This is a genomic window from Pedobacter vanadiisoli (assembly GCF_042684385.1).
Lineage (GTDB): Bacteria > Bacteroidota > Bacteroidia > Sphingobacteriales > Sphingobacteriaceae > Pedobacter > Pedobacter vanadiisoli.
Genome location: NZ_JBHULL010000007.1, coordinates 356,287 through 379,953, shown reverse-complemented (window position 1 = coordinate 379,953; position 23,667 = coordinate 356,287). Strand labels below are relative to the sequence as shown.

Here is a 23,667-nt window from a genome sequence, read left to right as displayed (position 1 = left end):
TATTATGAAGATCAATTTATCAGTAAAGCCAATTAAATATTGGCTTGCTATTATCCTAACAGCATCACTTTACAGCAGTAATGCCCAGTCTATAGGGGGTATCCAGACAGATGCTAGCCGCTTGAGTAATATCTATACCGCAGTACCATTCCTGCTTATTACCCCACAACCCAGGTCGGCTGCCATGGGGAATGCCGGTGTTGCGCTTGATGCCGATGCTAATGCCAGCACCATCAATACTTCGGCATTGGCATTCCTGCCAGAAGGAGATATTGGTGCCTCTTTTTCATACAGCCCCTGGCTCAGGCAGCTTGCTTCCGGCATGAGCATTTCTTTGCTTACAGGCTACTACAGATTGAATGAACGTAATACAGTTTCAGCATCATTGAGGTATTTTTCAATCGGTAATGTAAATTTTAGCGACGATAATTTTCAGGATCTCGGTGTTTATAATCCAAGCGAATTTGCCTTCGATATAGGCTATGCATTAAAACTCGGGCCCGGATTTGCCCTTGGAGGGAACTTACGTTATATCAGCAGTAACTTAATTGGAGGAGGCGCAGTAAACAATGTACGTGCAGGTAAAGCAGTGGCTGTAGATGTTTCAGCGCTTGAAAAATCGGAAATCCAATTGGGAGGAACTCCGGCAATATTGAGTTTTGGCATTGGCCTCTCTAATATAGGTACCAAGATGATTTACGGCAATTCGCTCAAATCCTATTTCCTCCCGGCAAACTTTAAAATCGGCTCTGCACTTAAAATGGGCGAGGGAACAACAAAAGTTACTTTTGCGCTTGATTTTAATAAACTCATGGCACCAACCCAACCCATTTACGATGCTGACGGAAATATAGTAAAAGGTAAAGATCCTGATCGTTCGGTACCAGCAGGTATAATTGGCTCTTTCAGTGATGCACCCGGAGGTTTCAGGGAAGAGCTCCAGGAAGTAGGGATATCTGCAGGCACAGAGGTGAGTTTTAAAGATGCACTCTACCTGCGTACAGGATACCTTTATCAAAACCCTCAAAAGGCTGATAATTCTTACTTTACGCTTGGCCTTGGTGTTCGTTACAGCAGTTTGGCCTTCGATTTTTCATATCTGATCGGATCAGGACAGAGTCCTTTAAGAAATACACTAAGATTTGGTTTGCAGGCACACTTTGGCAAAATCAGATAAGATGCAATAGGTTGAACCATAAATACTTTTAAGGCTTAATAGGAAAGAAAATAAGAGCGGTTATTGAATAGGGGGACTTTAATGCCCTTACACAAGGGTTTAATCCCGAAAGGCTTTGTTTTTAAATTTAAGCAATAAGTTATATTTTTACTTGTTGATGATTCCCGAGTATGCCACATATGATGATGAAAAATTACTTTCGCTATTAATAGGTCGGGATAATAAAGCTTTTTCAGAAATTTACAGCAGGTATTGGCCATTACTCTATAAACATGCCCTGCGGATGCTCAAAGAGGAGAATGAGAGTGAGGATGTAGTGCAGGAGGTGTTTACAAAGTTATGGCAGAAAGCACCTCAACTGCCAGCTGACACTTCAATTGGGGCATATCTTTATGTTTCCACAAGAAATGCAATTTTGAATTTTTTTAGTAAAAATCAGGTGCATCATGCTTATTTAACAGATCTTGGCCAATTTTTAGATCAGGCACAGGAAATTACCGATCACCGCATCAGAGAACGCATTCTAGCCAAACTTATTGAAGAGGAAATTGAAAAACTTCCTCCGCGGATGCGTGAGGTTTTCGAATTAAAACGAAAACAAAATCTTTCCTACAAAGAAATTGCAGGTATTATGGATATCTCTGAACTCACTGTTAAAACGCAGATGAACAAGGCCATTTCTACCTTGCGTACCAAATTTGGTAATCATTTGCCCTCTTTCTTTATCTCGTTATAGCGCTTTCTTAATAAATTGATAAAAAAGTAACTTTTTTTTAATGTTGAATACAACATTGACCTGAGCTACCTGTCATACTATTATACTGCCTGTAAAAAACATGAACAAACAAACTATAAGTAGATTTATCGGAGACTATCTGAATAATAAGCTTAATGCAAAACAAAACGCCCAGATAGAAACCTGGTATTTGTTAAAAGCTGAAGAAAATAAATCGGACGATCCGCCAATAGAATTAGAATATGAAAAGTTAGAAGCAAAAATCTGGACCAAAATTCTTTCTGATGTTTCACCAACAGTACAGGAATTACCAAAAGTTCAAAAACTAAGTAATCCGTATAAAAGAATAATTTCAATAGGGATTGCTGCAAGCATATTATTAATTGCTGGCATAGCTTACCTCATGCTAATGAATAAAAGTACCACTTATGACAAGTTTGTAATAGCAAAAAAATATGATCTACCTGCTGGTACCGATAAGGCAATATTGACTTTATCTGATGGAAGGATAATTAATTTAAACAAAGATGTTGTAGGCAAAATCGCAACCGAAGCGGGAATTGAAATCACCAAATCTGAAGACGGCACTTTGGTTTATAAAGTTGTAAATACAAAAGGTAAAAGCACTGACTTTAATACCATTACCACACCTGTTGGCGGACAATACACCGTTATTTTGCCTGATGGGTCGAAAGTTTGGCTAAATGCCGGATCATCTTTAAAATACCCGACAACTTTTGCGGCAAGCGGAAGGAGCGTAACCCTAACAGGTGAGGGATATTTTGAAGTGGCACACCTGGAGCGAATTGGAGGGAGAGTACCTTTCTCTGTATTGGTTATTAAAAACCAGGCGCAATCAGAAAAAGTGGAGGTGCTGGGAACACATTTCAATATCAACGCTTATGCCGATGAGCCTTTTGTTAAAACTACGTTACTAAAAGGTAGCGTGAGCGTTGCTTTAAACAATAACAAAACTATACTGCTTAAACCAGGGCAACTGGCAAAGCTGAGTAATGAAGACATACAGGTACAAGAGGCAGATACTGAAATGGCGGTGGCCTGGAAAAATGGAGAGTTTGTATTTAGGGAAGATTTACGCAGCGCGATGAGAAAGGTAGCCCGATGGTACGATGTGGAAATAGTTTATGACGAAACCGCACCTGAAAATTTAATGCTTGGTGGCTGGATGTCTAGAGGTACAAATATTTCAGAAGTACTTAACCATATTCAGTTAACAGGAAAAGTACACTTTAAACTTGAAGGAAGGAGGGTAATCGTTTCTAAATAAATAAAAAACGATTCCCAAAAAAAACCAGAAGTGCTTGGCGGCACCCCTGGATACTTTGGCAGTCGACTATAAATAATCAACTAATCACTGCATAAGGTCTTGATTTCGAAGCCTGGGCCAAATGCAATAAACCAAACAAACAAATGTATAAAAATTTTACTTCACTCGGGCTGCCCAACAGGCAGCTCCGTAAACTGCTACTCGTTATGCGACTAACGACTGTGATTTTCTTGGCTGCTTTAATGCAATTAAGTGCATCTACCAGGGCACAAAAAGTTTCTATCGTTGAAAAAAATGCGCCGTTAGAACGAGTGCTGAAAGAAATACGCAAACAAAGCGGTTACGATATCATTTACGACCTCAACATTATTCTTGATGCTAAGCCCGTTTCGATTGCTGTAAACCAGGTTAATGTATTAGAAGCCATTCAAAAATCATTAAACAACCAGGCACTTACTTTTTCTGTAGATGGTAAAACCATTGTAATTAAAGAAAGAAGTATTGAAGATAAACTGGTTGATATGGTAACAGCAATTGATGTTAAGGTAACCGTTAGGGATTCGTTAGGGCATCCGCTCCCTGGAGCCAACGTGTATAATAAAACCATTAACAAAATGTACGTCACTGATAAAGAGGGTGATATTGTTATTAAAGACGTGCCCGCCAATGGTTACGTTTTGCAGATTAACTACATAGGCTACAAAGGAGAAGAAATATTTGTAGATAGAAAAACCATCACCTATTACGTTGTACTTCACCCGGTTACTTCAAGCCTGGAAGAAGTTAGCATAGTATCAAATGGTTACCAGAGTATCAGTAAAGAACGTGCTGCCGGAGCATATGCAGTAATAACCGGTAAAGAATTACAAGCTAATCCGGCTGTAAATATCCTCGAACGCTTAGAAGGACAGGTAGCCGGCGTGAAGTTCGATATAAAAGGTAATAGCGTACAGATTAGAGGGGTAAATAATTATAGCGGAAGCAATGGAATTCCACTTATTGTGGTGGATGGATTTCCTTTGATGAATCCGAGCGACCGGGCAACATTGACTAATCCTGTTAGTGGTAATACTTTTGGTAATTCTGTAATCAGTAGTGTAAACATGGCCGATATTGAGCAGATTACTTTCTTGAAAGATGCTTCAGCTACTTCTATTTGGGGCTCGAGAGCAGCTAACGGAGTAATTGTTATTGAGACTAAAAAAGGTAAAAAAATAGCGCCTTCCCTAAATGTAAGCTATCTTTTTGGCATCTCTAAAAATCCTTCTATTGCCGATTTGCACTGGATGAATAGTGCCCAGTATATTGATCTGGAAAAGGAAATGGTTGATAAAGGGCTATTGGTTGATCCTTTAGCGGCACCGTCGGGAAATGAAATTTATACCCCAAATAATAGTGAGGCCACAGAATGGATGTTCAGGGTTAAACGCGGTACTGCAACTGCTGCACAGCGCGATGCTGCATTAGCAGAAATTGCATCGAGAGATGGTATGGCCCAAATCGAAAAATATTTACTGCAAAATGCTACTAATCATCAGTATAACCTTTCCTATTCGGGCGGATCTGAAAACAGTACCTATTACATATCTGGAAATTATACCAAAGATAACCCCATTTTTAAAAGCAATTATGGCGAAAATGCTTTTGTAAATGCCAATACATCAACTGATTTTTTTAATAAAAAAATAACCTTAAGGGCACTGTTTAATTATCAATATTCTAAATCGCAATACAATGCTGCAGCGGTAAATGCACTATCAGTAAGCACTACAGCATTACGCCCATATGATTTAATAGTGGATGCTAATGGCAACAGCATCGGCAGAAATATTATCATTACCGATGTTTTAGCAAATAAAATGGTGGCACAGGGTTATTTACCCTTTACTTACAATACACTTGATGAGTTAAATTATTCAAATTCTATCGCCAAAAACAATGTACTTAGAATGAGTGCCGGTTTAAACGGTAAGATTGCGAAATGGTTAAATGCTGATGTTTCCATATCCAATCAGCGCCAATTCGGTAATTCTTATACGCTTGATGACCTGGATAGCTATGCAGGAAGGATACTGGTAAATACATTTACCCCTCCTAATACTAAAGCCTCAAATGCATTTCTCTATGGCGGGCGTTACATCACTTATGGAACTACTTCATCAGAAATGTCATTGCGCGGACAGTTAAATTCAGATTTCAGAATCGCTGGCAAACACCAGTTTAATGCCATTGCAGGTGCCGAAATCAGGGAAACCAATTCGGATGGTACATCTGAAACCAGGTATGGTTACAATGCTGATACGCGTACCATTGCAACCGTTAACCCTACGCAGCAGTATCCAACTATGTATGGTTATAGCCAATCTTTAGGTGCCAATTTAAGCAGTTTAACGGCTTACCGTAAGAGGTATTTATCATATTATAGTAATGCCTCATACAGTTATCAGGATAAATATTTTGTTACCGGTAGTGTACGTTTTGATGACTATACTTTATTAGGTTTAGATAGGAGTAAGAGAGCCAAGCCATTTTGGTCAGTCGGCTTAAGATGGAACGCTAATAAAGAAGAATTTTTCCAGGATTTAAATTGGTTAGATGCCTTTAGTGTTCGTGCAACTTTAGGTACCGCCGGCGTGGTACCATTGGCAGGAACAAATGTAGCCATCATTAATATTTCTGGTACCGATGTTAGAACTGGCCAACCTGTGGCTAATATCGAAACCCCAGCCAATTCAGACCTGGGTTGGGAAACCACAAAAATGGCAAACTTAGGTTTCGATTTCGGCATTTTAAAAGGAAGGCTAAATGGAAGTGTTGACGTGTATACGAAAAGAACAGTAGGTATCTTAGCATCCTTCCCTTATAATGCCACCTACGGCTGGTCTAACTTATCATTCAACAGCGGAACTTTGAGTGGCCATGGTTATGAATTCTCCTTAAATGGTGAATTGATAAGAGCCGGAAGATTCAGATGGAAATCACTGCTAAATTTTGGTTATACTACCAATACAGTTACAGATCAGCGCTATGTAAACAATGGTAGTAATATTGCCGGAGCCGGTACTACAATAGAAGGGATGCCATTAGGCTCACTTTATGTTTACCGCTGGGCAGGATTAGATAACAAAGGCCAATCACAGATTTACGATCGCAATAATAATATCATCAATAACACCACTAACCTCACTACAGCCTTTACAAAAGAAGATTTGGTTTATGTTGGGAATAGGTTTGCGCCTTACACCGCCGGTTTTAACCATAATTTCAGCTATGGTCAGTTAGAGTTAGGCGTAAGATTTGTTGGTTACTTTGGGCATGTATTCCTAAAAAATGCAGTTACTAATTATCCAACTACTGCCGATTTTGCATACTCTGGGGTATTGGGCCGACAAGGTGAACTGGCCGACCGCTGGAGAAAACCAGGTGATGAGGCTTTTACCGATGTACCGGGGATAACTGGGGTTAATTTCAACAGCATTAACCGTTATCGTTATTCAGATGCTTTGGTTAGAAAAGCAGATAATATACGTTTACAGCAAATATCATTGGCTTATAGCGTTCCACAACGCTTCCTGCCACGCAATTTTGTGAAGTCAGTTTCAATCTCGGCAAATGTGCGTAACCTGGGAATTGTTTGGAGGGCCAATAAAGATGGTATCGACCCTGAATTTATTAATACAGGCAACTTTGGTAGCATAACCCCTACACCTAGTTATGTTTTTGGTATAAATGCAACGCTATAATAACATGAAAAATAGATATTCAATTATATTGCTTGCTTTGGCAATTACCCTGGCAAGCTGCAGAAAATATGTGGAGATTGATCAGTTATCAATCAGAACATTAAAATATACGTCCGATTTCAGGAACACCATGAATAATAATACTGTTCTGGAAGGTACTTTTTCTTATCCGATCTTATCGGGTGATGATACAGAAATTACGGATGCTACGAGGCAAAATTCGCTTGGAGACATTTTAAGTAATGTTTATACCTGGGCGCCTAAATACACTTCTGAATCTCAAAGCGATGGCGACTGGGAAAAACAGTATAAAACAATATATGTATGTAACCAGGTATTAGAAGGCGTTCTTACCTCTCAGAATGGTACTGAAGCGGAGAAACAAAAAATCTATGCCGAAGCTTTGGTTCATCGGGCTTATGCCTATCTTATTTTAGTGAACATGTATGGGAAGCAGTATAACGGTGCAACTGCTGCTACCGACTTAGGCGTTCCATTGCTTACCACACCAAATTTATACACCAAGCTTAACAGGGCACCTGTTGCTGAAATTTATACGCAAATACTGAAAGACTTAAGAACATCAGTAAGCCGTTTGCCTGCCATTGCTGATTATAATGTACGTCCGGCCAAGGTTTCAGCCTATGCTATTTTTGCCAAAACGTATTTAAACATGCGCGATTTTAATAATGCTGCCTTATATGCCGACAGTGCTTTATCATTACAAAGTGGCTTGCTCGATCTGAAAACTTACGAGAACGCAGCGGGCACCATTCCGGTAAGGCTATCGAATCCGGAAATCATCTTTTCGAAAATTGCTAACGTAGCTTTACCTGCCATTTCGATAAGTAGTGATCTGCTGGCATCGTTAGGAACAACTGACTTACGTTATAAGCTATTCACAGATGTTGGGAGCCGGTTTAGGGGCCAGTTTAGTCCTTCTTTTACCGGAAGGGCGTCTATCAAATACATGATCAATGAGAATAATATCCTCAATAACGGCCCTACTGTGCCAGAAATGATGTTAATTAAAGCTGAATGTCTGGCAAGAGCTGGAAATACAGCCGATGCTATGGCCCTTGTAAATAATTTAAGAATCAAGCGTTTTACAGCAGCCAATTATACTCCTTTAACAGCAGCTAATGCCAGTGATGCATTGCGTATGGTAATTGAAGAAAAACGGAGAGAATTTTTTGGAACAGGAATGCGTTGGTTCGATCAGAAACGACTTAACCTCGATAGTGATTTTGCGTTAACTAAAAACCGCAATTTTAAGGGCGTAGATTATACTTTGCAGCCAAATTCAAATAGTTATTTATATCCTATAGGAGATAAATACATTATCCTGAACCCTGAATTGGAACAAAATCCAAGATAAAAAACTATCCATGAAAAAACATTTTTTAATAAAATGTGTGCTACTGCTTTGCCCTTTTTTTGGGCAGCAGTTAGCTGCACAAACCGTAGTATGGCAGCCGAAAACCTTAAAACAAGGCCAGAAAACCAGCTTTAAGTACCAGCCAAAAGGTGGCGATCTGGAGTTTAGCGATGAGCCTAAGGCACTTTTAGCAGTTTATAACGATCAAAAATGGCACACTACACCAATAACTCTGGTTAAAGATAATGGAGAGTGGATCGGGAGCTTTCAGTTACCGGATCATGCTACATTTATCGCCTTGAAATTTTATCAGGGTGATTTGCAAAACCCCGAAGCCAGCGATAACGGAAACGGCAAAGGCTATTACCACGAAGTGCTAAACAACAAGGCAAAGGTGGTACCGGGTACTTACCTGGCTGAAGGAACGTTAAGGACAGGTATAACCGCCGACTGGCAAATGAATAGTTTTGTCAATCCATCTAAAGATAAGCAGATGCTTGATTCACTGCTTAAAAAGGAGGAGAAATTATCACATAAGCTGTCAAGCGCTTTATTGTTTAACTATCTTGATTTAAAAGAGTTGACAATGCCAGCCGCAGATTTTGGTGTTTTTGCGGATGATCTGTTAAAAAAGGAGTTAAAGAATACGAAGCTAACGGAAAATTTTCTGGCCCGGGTACAGCGCTACTACACAAAATTAAAAAATGAACAGGGAGCGGCAGCAACAGAGGCACTCATTTTCAAAAACTACCCTAAAAGTAGTACGGCGAGGTTTTTAGCCTACATAAAAAGTACCGAAGGGAAATCGGGTGCAGCACTTGAAGCCGGTGCAGAAAATTTCCTTAAAGCCTTTCCCTATGCTGAATGGAAAAAATCGCCGGATGGCCAGGAATATATTTATTATACTGTGTTTAGAGGTTTAGGAACATCCTACTTCGAAACGGGCAAAAATGATAAGTTCCTGGGCCTTTTTAAAGAAATCGACTTCAAAACAGCCAATGAGATCTACCGCTGGAATTTAACCCGCTCACAGCTTCTGGGCACGGGCGATCAGAAACTGTTATATCAGTATAGTAAAGTAATTATACCTTATCTGCTGGAAAGACAAAAGGACAGCTCGTACCTGGTCGATTTCGGAAACGACCCAAAGAAAGCGCAGCAGAATGCCGATAACCAAATGGACGACCGGTTATTTACGCACATTTTTCTGGCTAATGGCCAGCAAGATTACGAAGGAGCAAATCAGTATTTTAAATTCTTATCAGATAAAGGGACTTTTTCCAATGCAGACTTAAATGCCTTGCACCTCCACGTTTTAGAAAAATTGAACGATACAAAAGCAATCAAGCCGCTACTGGAATCGAGCGTGGCTGCAAACGCAGTTACGCCAATCATGTTTGTGAAGTTAAAAGAGCTTTATAAGAGCGAGCACAATGGCAAAGAAGAGGGGTATGAACAATACCTTTCTAACCTGACGCCTGCAGATAAAAAAGATGAAATGAGGGCCCATGTAATGGCCAACATGGTTAATTATCCTTTAGTTCCGTTTAGCCTGGAAAATGCCGATGGTAAAATGGTTAACTCGAAAGATTGGGCCAATCAGATAATAGTGATCGATTTCTGGGCAACCTGGTGCAGGCCGTGTATTGAAGCATTTCCCGGTATGCAGCTTTTGGTTGATCAATATGCAAATGATCCTAAAGTTGGGGTTTATATGATAGGTACCATGCAAACCGGCGATTACAAGACAAAATCGGTTAATTATGTACGCAGCAAAGGTTTTCGCTTCAATCTGTTGCACGATGCTGTTGGGGCTAAAGGAGAGCAAGACCAGGTTTTCAAGAGCCTGGTACCCTTATTCAAGTCGTCAGCTATTCCGCGTAAAATCATTATCAAAAATGGTTTGGTCAGATACACTTCAGAAGGTTACTCCGGTAGCCCAAGTCAGCTAAAAGACGAATTATCAACAGCTATAGAAATATTAAGAGCAGAGAAATAAATCACATGAGAAAGAACATATTAATATCTTGTTTTTTTACTTTTTTCATCGTTTTGGCCGCCCAGGCTCAGATGAATCCAAAAATAAAACTACAAGATGCCCTTAAGCTTATTCAGGATAATTACGTAGATCCGGTGAATGATGAGCAGGTTGTTGATGCTGCGATTAAAGCCATGCTCAGCAGTCTCGATCCCCATTCGAGCTACGTTAGCCGTGAAGAAGTGGAAGCCATGAATGAACAAATGACGGGGAGTTTTGCCGGCATTGGTATTTCATTTGCCATGGTTGCCGATAGTACGTTCATTACCGGTATTAATCCCGATGGACCGGCAGCCCGTGCAGGTTTACAGGTTGGCGATCAAATCACTGTTGTTGATGGTCAGTCTATTTTTGGTAAAGGTTTAAAAAACCAGGAAGTAATGCGCCTGCTGCGAGGAGAAAAAGGAAAAGCAGTGAAATTGAACATTATTCGCAAAACACAGGCAGAACCGCTCGAATTTACGGTAATGCGAGAGCAGATAGCGGAGCTCTCTATAACGGCAAGTTATATGGTGAGTAAAAATGTGGGTTACATTGCACTATCTATTTTTAGCCAGTCTACCAGGAGAGAAATGGACGAAGCCCTTAAAAAATTAAAGGCTTTAGGCATGACTAAATTGATCCTTGATTTACAGTCAAATGGAGGTGGTCTTGTAGATGCCGCAATTGGCGTGGCCGACGAATTTTTACCTGCAGAAAAAATGGTTTTTTATTCGGTAACCAACACCGGAGTAAAAGATCATTTCTTAACAGGAGGTTATGGCCAGTTTATGACAGGCGACCTCGTGGTATTGATCGATGAATCAACCGCATCATCAAGTGAGATATTAACCGGCGCCTTACAAGATTGGGACAGAGCAGTTGTAGTGGGCAGAAGAAGTTTTGGTAAAGGGTTAATGCAGAAGGGTTTGTCTTTGAGTGATGGTTCAGTAATCCGTTTAACTGCGGCAAGGTATTATACACCTTCAGGCAGATCTATTCAAAAGCCTTATGCTAAAGGCAAAACCGATTATTTTGAAGATTTTAACAGGCGCATGGCATCTGGCGAACTTACTGAGGGTGGCCACATCAATTTTCCCGACTCGTTAAAACATATCACACTTACCAATAAAAGGGTGGTATATGGCGGTGGCGGTATTATGCCGGATAAGTTTATTCCAATTGATACCGCACTTTACAGTGGGTGGTTAAATAGGTTGATGAGCAGTGGCAGAGTTACGCAGGGAGCCTTTAATGAAGTGCAACAAAATCGCCAGGCTTTAATCAATAAATATCCAAATTTTGAGGCTTTTAATGTTTCCTTCAAAGTTGACGATAAATTGATTGACCAGATTATGGTCAGCGCAGCTAAACAGGGAGGAAAACTTCCCCCGGTAACTGATCAGGTAGCCAGAAAAACGATTGCGGTAGAGGTAAAAGCTGCTATGGCCGACATGTTATTTCTCGGTAAAAGCTACACCCTGCGCGTTCGGAATGAGGCAAGTGCTGCCTTTACAACCGCATTGAATATTTTAAATAACCAAAATACGTATAACCAGTTTTTATCTGCTAAGCCGGCTAAAAATACAGCTACCTCTAAAACATTAAAAAAATAAAAAAATATGAAAAAAATAATATTGGCAGCAGCACTCACGATGTATACCATCGTAGCTTCTGCACAAACCGGCTATATCATCAAAGGCCAGATTGGGAAACTTGGAAAACCTGCTAAAGCTTTTCTGTTAATTAAGCTCGAAGGAAAAGAGAAACTGGATTCGGCAGTTTTGGTTAATGGCGCTTTTACCTTTAAAGGCTCCGTTCCATCACCTATGGAAGCTGTGCTCCGTTTAAAGCACGATAATGCCATTGATACCCCCGGAAGAAGGATTAAAGTTGATGGCATCCCGCTTATTTTAGGGAATGAAACAATCACCGTTACCGGAAAAGATTCGATAAAAACTGCTGTAGTAACAGGATCTGCGTTAACAGATGAAAGCAAAAAGGTTGATGATATGTTGCGCCCGTTATACACCAAATTACAGGCATTAAATAAAGAATATGCCGATCAGCCTGAAGCTAAAAAACAAGATCAGACGTATATCCTCAATCTGGAAATGCGTGCGAGAGCAGTTGAAAAAGAAATTTTAGAGGCCAAAATTAACTATGCCAAACAAAATCCTTCAAAATTCATGTCGTTAATGGCATTGAACTCAACCCTCAGCCCCGGTTTTGATGCAGTTGAAATGGAAAAAGTATTCGTGAACATCTCACCGGAGCTTAAAAATTCTTATTTGGGAAAACAGGTTGCAGAGCGTATTGCCACATTCAAAAAAACACAAGAGGGTGTAGAAGCCCAGGATTTTGCCCAGCCAGATGTGGATGGAAAAATGGTTAAGCTTTCTGATTACCGAGGAAAATACGTTTTGGTCGATTTTTGGGCCTCCTGGTGTGCCCCTTGCCGCAGAGAGAATCCTAACTTAGTTAAGGTTTATGAGCAATATAAATCAAAAGGATTTGAAGTATTGGGGGTTACGCTTGATAAAGCTGCCGATAAAGCAAAATGGATTAAAGCAATAACCGACGATAAACTGACCTGGAAACAGGTTGGCGATTTAAAAGGATGGGAAAATGAGGCGGCAGCTAAATATGAGGTTAAAGCTATCCCAATGAATTTTTTAATCGATCCAAGTGGGAAAATTATAGCTAAATATTTGAGAGGTGAGGCCTTAGAAGCGAAAATTAAAGATATATTTGATAAAAAATCTAAATAAATAAGCGCTTTGTAGTTAGTAATAATTTTATGTGCTAAACACAGTTTACCAGATACAATAGATATGCTGCGCGAATTGCATTTCCGGTTCGATTTTCCAAATCTAAATTTGTCATTTTTCTTGAAAGATCGAACCAATAATCTGTCATTTCAGACCAGACCGCATAACCTGATTGTACAATCAGGTTATGCGGTCTGGTCTGATCCAAGCATCATCGGCGGCTTAGAATAGATGGAGTTTTACAGGCAATGGATTATTGAAATTCTTTTAGTCCTGCTTCCAGCTCCAATACTTATATTCGCTTTTCGTATCTAGTATTTCAACAGTATACAGAGAATGAATCATTAATTGTTTTTGAAACGATACCATTTAACTTAACTTATATTCCTATGATAACTTTTAAAATAGTTGAATTGAACTATTTTATAACTACCATGATTGTTTTGGCAGTTGTAAGTCTTTTGTTAAACACTTTAACAACAGGCTACTGGGTTATTACAGTTACATCTACCGTTATCTTACTCAATTCGGCTATCTTGTTTTATTTTAACTATCACTGTAATGAGGTTAACTTAACAACAATCCCTTTTTTAAGTATGTATGGCCCTTTATTCCATACGCACATCAGGTTCTTCAGTACTAAACCTATTAACCTGAAATATTTGGCAACTCACTTTACAACAGTCTTGTGCTTATTTGCGCTTTACTTTTTTATTGTTTTTTTTGTAAGTGATACTGATCTTAAAATTTCTCTTTTTTACCTGCTTTATCTCCTTCAAGGCCTTTCGCTCCTTATTTATAGTGTATTAATCATACTTATGAATCATTCGCAGGTCAATTTGAAGTTGAGAAATATTTATGTGCTAAATGCCTTTTTTTTAACAATGGTTTCAGTTTCGATGATCATTGGTATAGAAGGGTCAATGCATCAAAAGCTTTCGCATGCTATGTTCAATCACCAGCAAATTCCTTTTTGTATATTAATCGGGGCCTTTGGCTGGTCGTATTTCTTTTCTTGTGTGTATCTGATGACCCGACAAAACACCATTTTACCAGAATGGCTTAGCGACAAATGTGATGATGATGATGATCAAGTATCAGAAAACCGGGAGGTTATGCTGGTGGCTGAAACCCCGGGAGGTTATTCTAAAAGCCGGTTATCTGATGAAAAACTCGATGAATATCTGAATGATTTAAACCAGGTGATGATGGTTGAAGAAATTTATACTGATCCTGAAATTACGCTCGAAAAATTGGCTAAAAAGCTTCGCATTCCCCCTTCTCATCTTACCCAGTTATTAAATATTAAAATTGGTCAGAATTTTTATTCTTACTTAAATGGTTTAAGGGCCGAACATGCACTTTCGCTCCTTCAGCAAAATAAACATAAAATTTACGATGTTTATATTAGAAGTGGGTTCAGTAACAGGGTATCGTTTAACCGTTATTTTAAAAAACTTACTGGTAATACACCTTCAGAATATATTAAATCTAATGATTTATTGGAAAGATAAGTCTATTACTATAATAGTTGTTTCGTGTCTTAGCAATAACCGCCCCAAAATACCGGTAAATAGCGATTCTAAAATGTTTTATTGTTAGTTGTAGCAGTACTTAAACCTCCCTTTAAATTAAGTGCTTCCATCTGTACTGCCTAAAAAAAGTTACTGATAATTGCTTAATTCCGCTATTCTACAATTGCCTGTTTATTTAATTTTTTGTTCTGCATAGCAATATACTCAGCTGGTGTCATCCCATTAAGTTTTTTAAAGTTTTTATAAAACGAACTAACGGAGTTGAAACCACAACTGTAAGCTAGCGTTTCAACCTTGATGTGACTCAATTCGGAAAGAAGTTTTTTTGCATGTTTTATTCTATAATCAGAAATCAAGCCGTAAAAATTCTTTTTTATTTCAGTATTAATTGCCTGAGATATATGATGTTTAGGGATAGCTGTCAGTTCAGAAAGCTTTTCCAATGTAAAATTCGAATCCAGGTATTTGTTTGTTTTATCAAGATAGGCCATTACCTCCGAAGTTATAAATTCAATATCATCCTGGTTTAGTTTTGAAGACTGATAAGAAGATGCAGCATCTGGATAATCGATAACCGGTTCATCCTCCAAAGTAGAAGGGGTAACCTGGTTAGAATAAATGGCATTCATTAATTTAGCGAGTAAGAGTAAAGAGATAAAAGACATTAGGAACTGGAAGATATCATCACCAAAACCTGGGGGAAGTTTTATAATACCAATTTCAAAAAAAACCAAAAACTTAACCATGCATTCCAGTATACTAAATAATAATAAATACTTTACCCAATCAGTTATTGGCTTATTATTATCAAAAGAAGTTTTCGCCGTATAAAGCCTGAAGCAACAAATACACCTGACAAGGATCAAAGTAGAAATCCCAATAAAATTTGTGTAAAAAATAATCTCTGCAATATTGCCTATCAACCCAACAGACCTGATCAGAAATAATGCAATCGATAGCATAAAAAGCCATAAAAAATGTTTTCGTGCGCTTTTTCCCTCATTACAAAACACCCATATTATGGGAATTGTAGCAATCATTACATCAGCGTTAAGAAAACTCTTAGTTTCTTTATTGGCATAAAAAAGGATAAAGATTTGTGTAAGCTTCAACAAGAATAATCCTGAAATAGTAAGGAAATTTTTTCGCCCTTTTAATATCAGAACAAAGCCCGGACATAACAGGAGCAATCTAAAAAGCATAATCATTGTTAACATATTTGTTTTTACCAGCCAATAAAATGGCCACTTCTCTGCCTTAACATTTGGGATAAAATGTACAGACAGGTATATGAATAATAGTACATGTTTGAGGGAGATATTTTTTACAATAAACAGAATTGGATAAAATCCTATTTGTTCTTGAAATAAATAATTACCCCTTTAATATATTTTATAGGGAAAATGGGTTAGAGAGAACAATCGCCATTGTATAAATCTTGATCGTTAATTGTTGTAAAGAATGGGCTTAATAAAATGATTTTTTTCATGATTAAAAGAGAAAGAGACTATTTGATAAAAATACAATTCCGTTTAATTTATAAAATCTTATAGGCAGCAATATCAATTAAAAAGGGATAACCACGACTACGGTTACTCATTTAATATCAATAAAAAGTTAGTGCCGTGAAAATACAAAAAGAAATCAATTTCGTAATGATTTTTTTACAACTAATTTGTGTTTATTTTAATAATTTCAGAATTAAACCAAACTACAGGCCGCTGAAAAATCTTAAATAATTAATAAGTAATAAATTGAACGCGTTTTGTACTTATATAAGTGTGGTTTTGTGTTGTTTTGTCTCAAAAATCTTGCATTTGGACTTTTCCGTAAATAATTTTTGTTAAAAAGCTTGTGGATATGATATCATGAGTCAGTTTTTTTCTAAAAAAAAATCAAAAAACTGACTTTTGTGTAGAAAAATCATTTTTATAGCCTTATATAGCTTTTTATATATCTAAATAGCCCGTTTAATTGATTTACAAGCTGTTTGTAATCCTCTAACCCAATGTGTCTATCATTTGGGGAACATAATCTTGTTATTAACGTTTACACAATGCGCAAATACCAGTGATATATTTGTGGCATGTATAACACACAATAAGGCGGTAATTTTTTCTTACCTAAGGCGATGATAAAAGGAATCTTATGCTCGGATGAGCATAAGTTCCTTTTTAAAGAGAGTAAAGATCTCTGAATAATTTGAACCTAATAGTATAAGTATAAAATATATAAGTAATAATTTTTTTAACATGACTCTTATGAGGATTTAGCTAATAGATGGATGAATTGCGGATATGGTGGATGCCTGCCGCAATTTTTTATTTCTGCAACCTGTGTGCTGTGGTGATAAAATAAAATATGCTCTTTAAACATTAGAACTAAACCTATTGCGCCTTAGTGGGCAATATGGAGAACTTTTTTATAAATAAATTGCTATGAATTTAACAAATCGTATCTGTATAATATTTTTGAGCGTATTAACATTGCTGGTCGTAAATTGGATTTCTGAGAGGATCAGGCAGAACTACAGAGGACCTTGTGATCGAGACGAATAATATGAGATTTAAGGATATTCTGAATTGGCCCAGTACCAATCATCCTTATAGGCTGTTCTCTTCCATTTCGGTATTATGAATTAAAGGCTATCAATTTAGATAAAACAAACTCTTTATTTTCGGTGAGGAGATATTTGAAGCTGTTTTTCTTTGATGATTAACCCATCAATAAATTGAAACAAAATTACGGTCATACCGGGTGATTTGTTTTTTCAACAGTATGGTTTGAGGGGCTGAAATATTTGTAGACAAAAAATGGCTCTTAAAACCATTTCCACTTTACTTATTCAGATTAATTTGACTGATTTTACATTACTTGTGATTTTATTTCATCCGGGCAGGGTGATAAACCTTTCATTTTAAACAAGTTTACCTGTAATCTTTAACATTACAATGGTAACTGTACAGTATTATTTTACTTGTAATCTCCAATGGGAAGTGCTGTTTTATTGTTAAGATTTTTAATTTGAAAAGGCGAATCGATCATATTTGCCGCAAACACGAACAACTCTGTATGAAGAATAAACTTTTACTATTTCTTTTTTTTTCTGTCGTATTTGCGATAAAATCTTTTGGTCAGGCGCCACTACAGTTTAATTATCAGGGAGCAGTAAGGAACACAAATGGTACACCACTCGCAAACAAAACAATCTCATTACGTTTAAGTATTTTGGATGGTTCTGCTGACGGAAACGTTCAATATTCAGAGTCGAGAAGCATTAACACAAATGCTTTGGGGCTTTATAGTGTTGCTATTGGTAGCCCGGGAGCAATTACAACGAGTGGAAGCATTGCTTCTGTAAGCTGGGCATCAGGTCTTAAATACATTAAAGTTGAGGTTGATATTAACAATGGAAATAACTATTTTACTGCTGGTACATCGCAATTGTTAAGCGTTCCTTACGCCATTTATGCGGCAAACGCCCCGGCTCCTAAACCTGAAACTGTTACCACTTTGGTAAATAACAATAGCGGAACTTATACATATAAAAACGAATCGGGTGCAGAGATTAAAATTGATGTAGTAGGCGATGTAACTAATAATTTCGGCAATATCGTTAACAATCCATCGGTAAAAACTATACTCGAACAATTAATCGGTAATGCTAAAAACGGGGTAACTTACAACGCCAATACTAAGACCTTTAGTTATATAGATCAATCAGGAAATACTCAAACTGCCACTATTGCAGCAGCATCTATAGCAGGTATGGATGTTACAACAGATGCCAGCGGTAAAATTATTTTAACCAACAACGTTGGTGCAGTATTAAAACCGTTAACCATTAAATTAGATGAGAGCAAACTTGTTATCCCCGCGGCTTCAGTTACTGGTAACAACTTTACTTCAACCGATTTAACCATTTCTGGTGGGGCAGGCGCTACATTAAAAGCTGTTACTGCAAATATCAATGCCAATGCCATTACTACATCTAAAATAGCTGATGGGACTGTGACCCTCACTAAACTAGGAACAGCAGGTGCATCAGATGGAAATAAAATTTATAGTACAGATGCTTCTGGAACACCTGTTTTGATTACGCCAGCCGCACTGGTAAAATCTGCCGAAACCTTAACCAAACTGGTCGACAATGGTGACGGTACCATTACTTACACGGATGAGAAACAAAATCCTACAGTTATTAATATACCTACCGGTTCTTTACCGGCTACAGGCAAAGACGTTACGACAGATGCCAGCGGTAAAATTATTTTAACCAACAACATTGGTGCGGCGTTAAAACCGTTAACCATTAAATTGGATGAGAGCAAACTTGTTATCCCAGCGACTTCGGTTACCGGCAACAACTTTACTTCAACCGATTTAACCATTTCTGGCGGGGCAGGTGCTACATTAAAAGCGGTTACCGCAAATATCAATGCCAATGCCATTACCACACCTAAAATAGCTGATGCAACTGTAACCCTTGCTAAACTAAAAACAGCAGGTGCATCCGATGGTAATAAAATTTACAGTACAGATGCTTCTGGAACACCTGTTTTGATTACACCAGCTACACTGGTAAAATCTGCCGAAACCTTAACTAAACTGGTTGACAATGGCAATGGTACCATTACATATACTGATGAAAAGCAAAATTCTACAGTTATTAATATACCTACCGGTTCTTCAGTTGCAGGTATGGACGTTACAACAGATGCCAGCGGTAAAATTATTTTAACCAACAACATTGGTGCAGCGTTAAAACCGTTAACCATTAAATTAGATGAGAGCAAACTTATTATCCCCGCGACTTCAGTTACTGGTAACAACTTTACTTCAACTGATTTAACCATTTCTGGTGGGGCAGGTGCTACATTAAAAGCGGTTACCGCAAATATCAACGCCAATGCCATTACTACACCTAAAATAGCTGATGCAACTGTAACCCTCGCTAAACTAAAAACAGCAGGTGCATCCGATGGTAATAAAATTTATAGTACAGATGCTTCTGGAACACCTGTTTTGATTACACCAGCTGCACTGGTAAAATCTGCCGAAACCTTAACCAAACTGGTTGACAATGGCAATGGTACTGTTACTTACACCGATGAAAAGCAAAATTCTACAGTTATTAACGTCACAGGCGGCCCACAAGGTCCTCCAGGGGCCGATGGAGCTACCGGCGCTCAAGGCCCACAAGGTCCTGCCGGAGCTACGGGTGCAACCGGAATGCAAGGACCTCAAGGACCTGCCGGAGCCACAGGCGCTCAGGGCCCACAAGGCCCCGCGGGTACTGATGGTGCCAACGGAGCGCAAGGTGCTCAAGGCCCTCCGGGCCCAGTTGGCGCACAGGGCCCTCAGGGTGCACAGGGTCCTACTGGTGCAACTGGAGCTCGGGGGCCGGCTGGCGCTGATGGCGCTACCGGCGCACAGGGTCCGCAAGGACCAGTTGGCCCGATTGGAAATACGGGAGCTCAGGGCCCTCAAGGACCTGCCGGGGCAACCGGAGCTACAGGCCCTCAAGGGCCGCAAGGGGTAGCGGGTATTGGCGGAAAAACAATTGCCGGTACTAACATTACTGTAACAGGTACAGGTACTTCTTTAGATCCCTACGTAATCAACTCTTTGTCAGCAGGCAATTACAGTACTACAGAAAAATCAACAGGCAAGTTATGGTACGATAACACGAGTACTGTTTACTGGAAAACCTTTAATTACACTTTAGCTGCTGACAATACTACTTTTGATTTAAGTACGGTATTTTCATCCGGTTATCTTAAAAAAATTATTGGCATTACCATTATCAATACAGGTAATAACGGAGTAAGCAGAGATATCTACAGCTACGATTACACAACAAACAAGCTCATTACCGGAGCGGGTACTACAATTACTACAAATAAGGCAGGTAATTATGAAATTGTAATCGAGTACCTGAAAAACTAAAAGAACGGGATGAAGTACAATAGATATTTGGTATTATTTGTAGCATGTATTCTGCTCCAGATAAAAGGTAAAACAACGTATGCCCAAACCATCGATTTGCCTTATACACTTAACGCTGCAAGCGGATCAAGTATTGTAAACGAATTTATGTTCGATTATAGTTTTGCCGAAATGGTGTTGGTAGATACATATTCTTCAGGTCAATTCCTTTTAAGTCAGGGCTTTTTACAACCCTACTACATCGCTATACCTTTTTTAACCGATGTAAAAGCCCGCAATAATATTATAACACCCAATAACGATGGCAAGAACGACTTTTTTACTGTTCAAGGTTTGGGAAATTATCCCGGAAGTGTTTTGAGTATCTATGATCGGGCCGGAAGATTAATTTATCGGGCCACCGATTATAAAAACGACTGGAACGGTACATTTAATGGTAAGCAACTTTTCGAAGACAGCTATTATTATGTTATTGATTTAGGTAAATCGAAAGGTTTAATCAGGGGATTTATTTCAATTGTTCGCGATGATCGGCAATAATATTAAAACAGCTATAGTATCTGTTGAGCAGATCAAAAATCAAAAAACGAATAAATTACTGATGAAGTTATTAAGGAATACAGCAACGGTTGCTTTATTATTGATATCGACAAATATCCATGCACAGCTTAACCCATTTGGAAACATGTATTTTCAAAATCAATATTTAATGAATTCGGCTATGGCGGGTACAAATACAGGATGGAACGTTGCAGCTGCGTTAAAAGCGCAATGGACGGCTATTGAAGGTGCACCAGTTATGCAAGCCGTTACCATAGATTATGGTCTCTTAAAGAAAAAAGTGGGTTTGGGCTTTACCCTTTATAATGAAAGTGCCGGAATTTTTAAAAGAACTGGCACTAAAATAAGTTATGCCTATCATATCGGCATGGGCAAAAAAAACGAAAACTTTATTGATTTGGGGCTTTCTGCCGGTATAGTAGACGAAAAAATAGATTTATATAAAGTACAAGGTGATCTTGATGATGTGTCTATTTCTAATTTTAACGACAGGAAAGTTAACTTTGACGGGGATTTCGGAATCGCCTTCCGCCTTAACAGATTAACTTTACAGGGAAGTCTTCCTAATTTAAAGCGTTTTTTAAAGCGAGATTTGCTTCGAAATGTGGCAGACCGAGCCTTATTTTTTTCGTCAATCAGTTATAAACTGCCCATGTCATCAGCAGGGTTCACCAGTGTAGAACCTAAAGTTGTTTACCGTGCTATTCAAAATTATAAAAATATTGTCGATGTAGGGGCTAATGTAAATCTCTCAGAAAATAAACTGTTTTTTAATGCAATGTACCATAGTACCAATAGTACAAGCGTTGGCATTGGTACTTTATATAAGGAAAAGTTGTCTATTTTATGTCTTTACACAACGAATACTTCAGACCTTTATAATTACAGTAATGGAGAGGTAGAAATTGGAATAAAGCTCAAAATGGGAAAATAATTAGTTGAATATACCAGAAGGCGGGCAAAGAGAAAGCTCAATGTTGAGCTTACCGATTTGAATGCCAATACCAGGTCCGTTAAAACAAAAAATACCAGCGTGGTCTAATACTCAGGTACGGGGTAATATTTTGATGTTGAGAGGTGGGGATCCTGCATATTTGATATTCTTTCAAAAAAGTGGAAGTTTTTTAACAACCGTTTTTAAGTTATTTAAGAAAAAGATGCTAAACAGATGAAATCCATAATGACAGTAACGCGACTACTAACGCAGCAGTCATAATTACGCTTCCCAATTTTAAAAATGTCCAGGTGCTTACTTCCTGTCCCTCCCGTCTTAAAGCCACCAGCCACAGTATAGTAGCCAATGAACCGGTTATAGAGAGATTGGGGCCAAGATCTACACCGATCAATACCGCGCTTTTAACCATTTCAGGTGTATGCGAAGAACTCTGTAATACATTTCCCGCTATTAAACCAACAGGTAAATTATTCATTAAATTGCAGGCTACTGCGGTTAGGGAGCCACTCAGCCACACGGCGGCCGTCTCAGATTGCGCTATAGCAGTATTTAATAATGTACTTAGCTGCTGTGTCATCCCGGTTTTATTCAACCCTTCTACCACTATAAATAAACCAGCCACTAAGGGAAGTACTGCCCAGGATATGCCTTTAATAATATTCACAGGGTTTTTTCTTGCCCGGGCCAATACGATTGCACTAGTAGCAACACCGGTAATCAATGTAGGCAGCCCAAGTTGAATATTCCAGGCAGACGCAGCCAGTAAAACTGCAGCAGTTCCACAGATTCCAATTAAAGCAGTCTTGCCGCCTGTACTTAATTCGGGCAAATCAATCTCGGTTCTGATTTTCTCTTTAAAGCATTCGCGCTGTGAAAATCGAAGCATAAAATAAGTAACAGTAATGGCACATACAGAGGGGATCAGATACAGGCCGAGCCAATGCATTAAGGATGGCATGTGTGCGCCATAAATCACCAGGTTTGCCGGGTTTGAAATGGGGAGTATAAAGGAAGCGGCATTGGCAATGAAAGCACAGATCAATAAATAGGGCAGTGGTTTTTCTACTTTAGCGGCTTTAACTGCAGCCGCCACTGCTGGCGTTAGCACAACGGCTGTGGCATCATTGGAAAGAAATGTGGTTACCACAATGCCAACCAGGTAGATCAGCAAAAATAATTTTCCGGAAGAACCCCTGGCCCTCAAAGTGGCATGGGCAGCCAGCCAATCGAACAGTTTTTCTTCCCGGGCGGTTTCTGCAAGCAACATCATGCCTGTCAGGAATAAATAGACATCTAATCCTTTCGCTATCCCAGAAAAGGCATCAGAAGGGGTAATCAACCGGAGTAATAATAATAGGGCAGCCCCAATTATGGCATATACCGCTTCGGTAACTTTAAATGGCCTGATGATCACACCCGCTATTGAAAAGAAGGAAATGATCCAGATTAACATGTTATTCATATTTTTTACAGCGCTAAGATATTGGTTTTTCCATTACGGTTAGGGTAGAGTTGTTCGTATTGCCCAAATGCTGGCGAGGCCGGTAACTTTAAGCG

General features: G+C 38.7%; 14 protein-coding genes. 12 read left to right on the top strand and 2 right to left on the bottom strand.

The features are described from left to right. Positions 1 to 4: 4 nt before the first annotated feature. The 9 genes from porV (at position 5) to ACFSR6_RS07575 (ending at position 14,624) form a co-directional block, all read left to right on the top strand. Positions 5 to 1,177: a type IX secretion system outer membrane channel protein PorV gene (gene porV, locus ACFSR6_RS07615; RefSeq protein ID WP_379077136.1), complete on the top strand. Its 1,173-nt coding sequence runs from the start codon at positions 5 to 7 to the stop codon at positions 1,175 to 1,177. 157 nt (positions 1,178 to 1,334) lie between these two features. Further along, complete coding sequence (locus ACFSR6_RS07610) at positions 1,335 to 1,913, top strand: RNA polymerase sigma factor (RefSeq protein ID WP_379077133.1); 579 nt, start codon at positions 1,335 to 1,337, stop codon at positions 1,911 to 1,913. Positions 1,914 to 2,013: 100 nt separating this feature from the next. Next, positions 2,014 to 3,201 (top strand): FecR family protein, encoded by a 1,188-nt coding sequence (locus ACFSR6_RS07605; RefSeq protein WP_379077130.1) that lies wholly within the window; start codon positions 2,014 to 2,016, stop codon positions 3,199 to 3,201. A 143-nt stretch (positions 3,202 to 3,344) separates the two neighbouring features. Beyond that, entirely contained in the window at positions 3,345 to 6,944 is a 3,600-nt protein-coding gene (locus ACFSR6_RS07600) for a SusC/RagA family TonB-linked outer membrane protein (protein WP_379077127.1), read from the top strand. 4 nt (positions 6,945 to 6,948) lie between these two features. Further along, positions 6,949 to 8,322 (top strand): RagB/SusD family nutrient uptake outer membrane protein, encoded by a 1,374-nt coding sequence (locus ACFSR6_RS07595; RefSeq protein ID WP_379077124.1) that lies wholly within the window; start codon positions 6,949 to 6,951, stop codon positions 8,320 to 8,322. Between the two features lie 10 nt (positions 8,323 to 8,332). Further along, the gene (locus tag ACFSR6_RS07590; protein WP_379077121.1) at positions 8,333 to 10,321 is read left to right on the top strand and encodes a TlpA family protein disulfide reductase; all 1,989 of its coding nucleotides are present in this window, start codon (positions 8,333 to 8,335) and stop codon (positions 10,319 to 10,321) included. Positions 10,322 to 10,326: 5 nt separating this feature from the next. Further along, a complete protein-coding gene (locus tag ACFSR6_RS07585) occupies positions 10,327 to 11,955 on the top strand; it encodes a S41 family peptidase (protein ID WP_379077118.1) in 1,629 nt (542 codons plus the stop codon). Between the two features lie 6 nt (positions 11,956 to 11,961). Further along, positions 11,962 to 13,110 carry a redoxin domain-containing protein gene (locus ACFSR6_RS07580; protein ID WP_379077115.1) on the top strand — a complete coding sequence of 383 codons (1,149 nt, stop codon included), beginning with the start codon at positions 11,962 to 11,964 and terminating at the stop codon, positions 13,108 to 13,110. An 884-nt stretch (positions 13,111 to 13,994) separates the two neighbouring features. Further along, the gene (locus tag ACFSR6_RS07575; protein WP_379077113.1) at positions 13,995 to 14,624 is read left to right on the top strand and encodes a helix-turn-helix domain-containing protein; all 630 of its coding nucleotides are present in this window, start codon (positions 13,995 to 13,997) and stop codon (positions 14,622 to 14,624) included. 173 nt (positions 14,625 to 14,797) lie between these two features. Here the strand turns inward: ACFSR6_RS07575 and ACFSR6_RS07570 are convergent, their stop codons facing one another. Next, positions 14,798 to 15,391: a helix-turn-helix domain-containing protein gene (locus ACFSR6_RS07570; protein ID WP_379077110.1), complete on the bottom strand. Its 594-nt coding sequence runs from the start codon at positions 15,389 to 15,391 to the stop codon at positions 14,798 to 14,800. 2,326 nt (positions 15,392 to 17,717) lie between these two features. On the opposite strand from ACFSR6_RS07570, the gene ACFSR6_RS07565 reads away from it, so the two are divergent. From ACFSR6_RS07565 to ACFSR6_RS07555, 3 genes are read left to right on the top strand one after another with little or no spacing between them, the layout of a single operon-like run. Beyond that, on the top strand, positions 17,718 to 20,594 hold the full coding sequence (locus ACFSR6_RS07565) for a hypothetical protein (protein WP_379077107.1): 2,877 nt from the start codon (positions 17,718 to 17,720) through the stop codon (positions 20,592 to 20,594). 9 nt (positions 20,595 to 20,603) lie between these two features. Beyond that, the gene (locus tag ACFSR6_RS07560; RefSeq protein WP_379077103.1) at positions 20,604 to 21,134 is read left to right on the top strand and encodes a gliding motility-associated C-terminal domain-containing protein; all 531 of its coding nucleotides are present in this window, start codon (positions 20,604 to 20,606) and stop codon (positions 21,132 to 21,134) included. Beyond that, positions 21,121 to 22,089: a PorP/SprF family type IX secretion system membrane protein gene (locus tag ACFSR6_RS07555; RefSeq protein WP_379077100.1), complete on the top strand. Its 969-nt coding sequence runs from the start codon at positions 21,121 to 21,123 to the stop codon at positions 22,087 to 22,089. The genes ACFSR6_RS07560 and ACFSR6_RS07555 overlap by 14 nt, the downstream gene beginning before the upstream one ends. A 226-nt stretch (positions 22,090 to 22,315) precedes the next feature. On the opposite strand, the gene ACFSR6_RS07550 is transcribed toward ACFSR6_RS07555, so the two are convergent. Further along, entirely contained in the window at positions 22,316 to 23,572 is a 1,257-nt protein-coding gene (locus tag ACFSR6_RS07550; RefSeq protein ID WP_379077097.1) for an arsenic transporter, read from the bottom strand. Between the last annotated feature and the right edge of the window lie 95 nt (positions 23,573 to 23,667).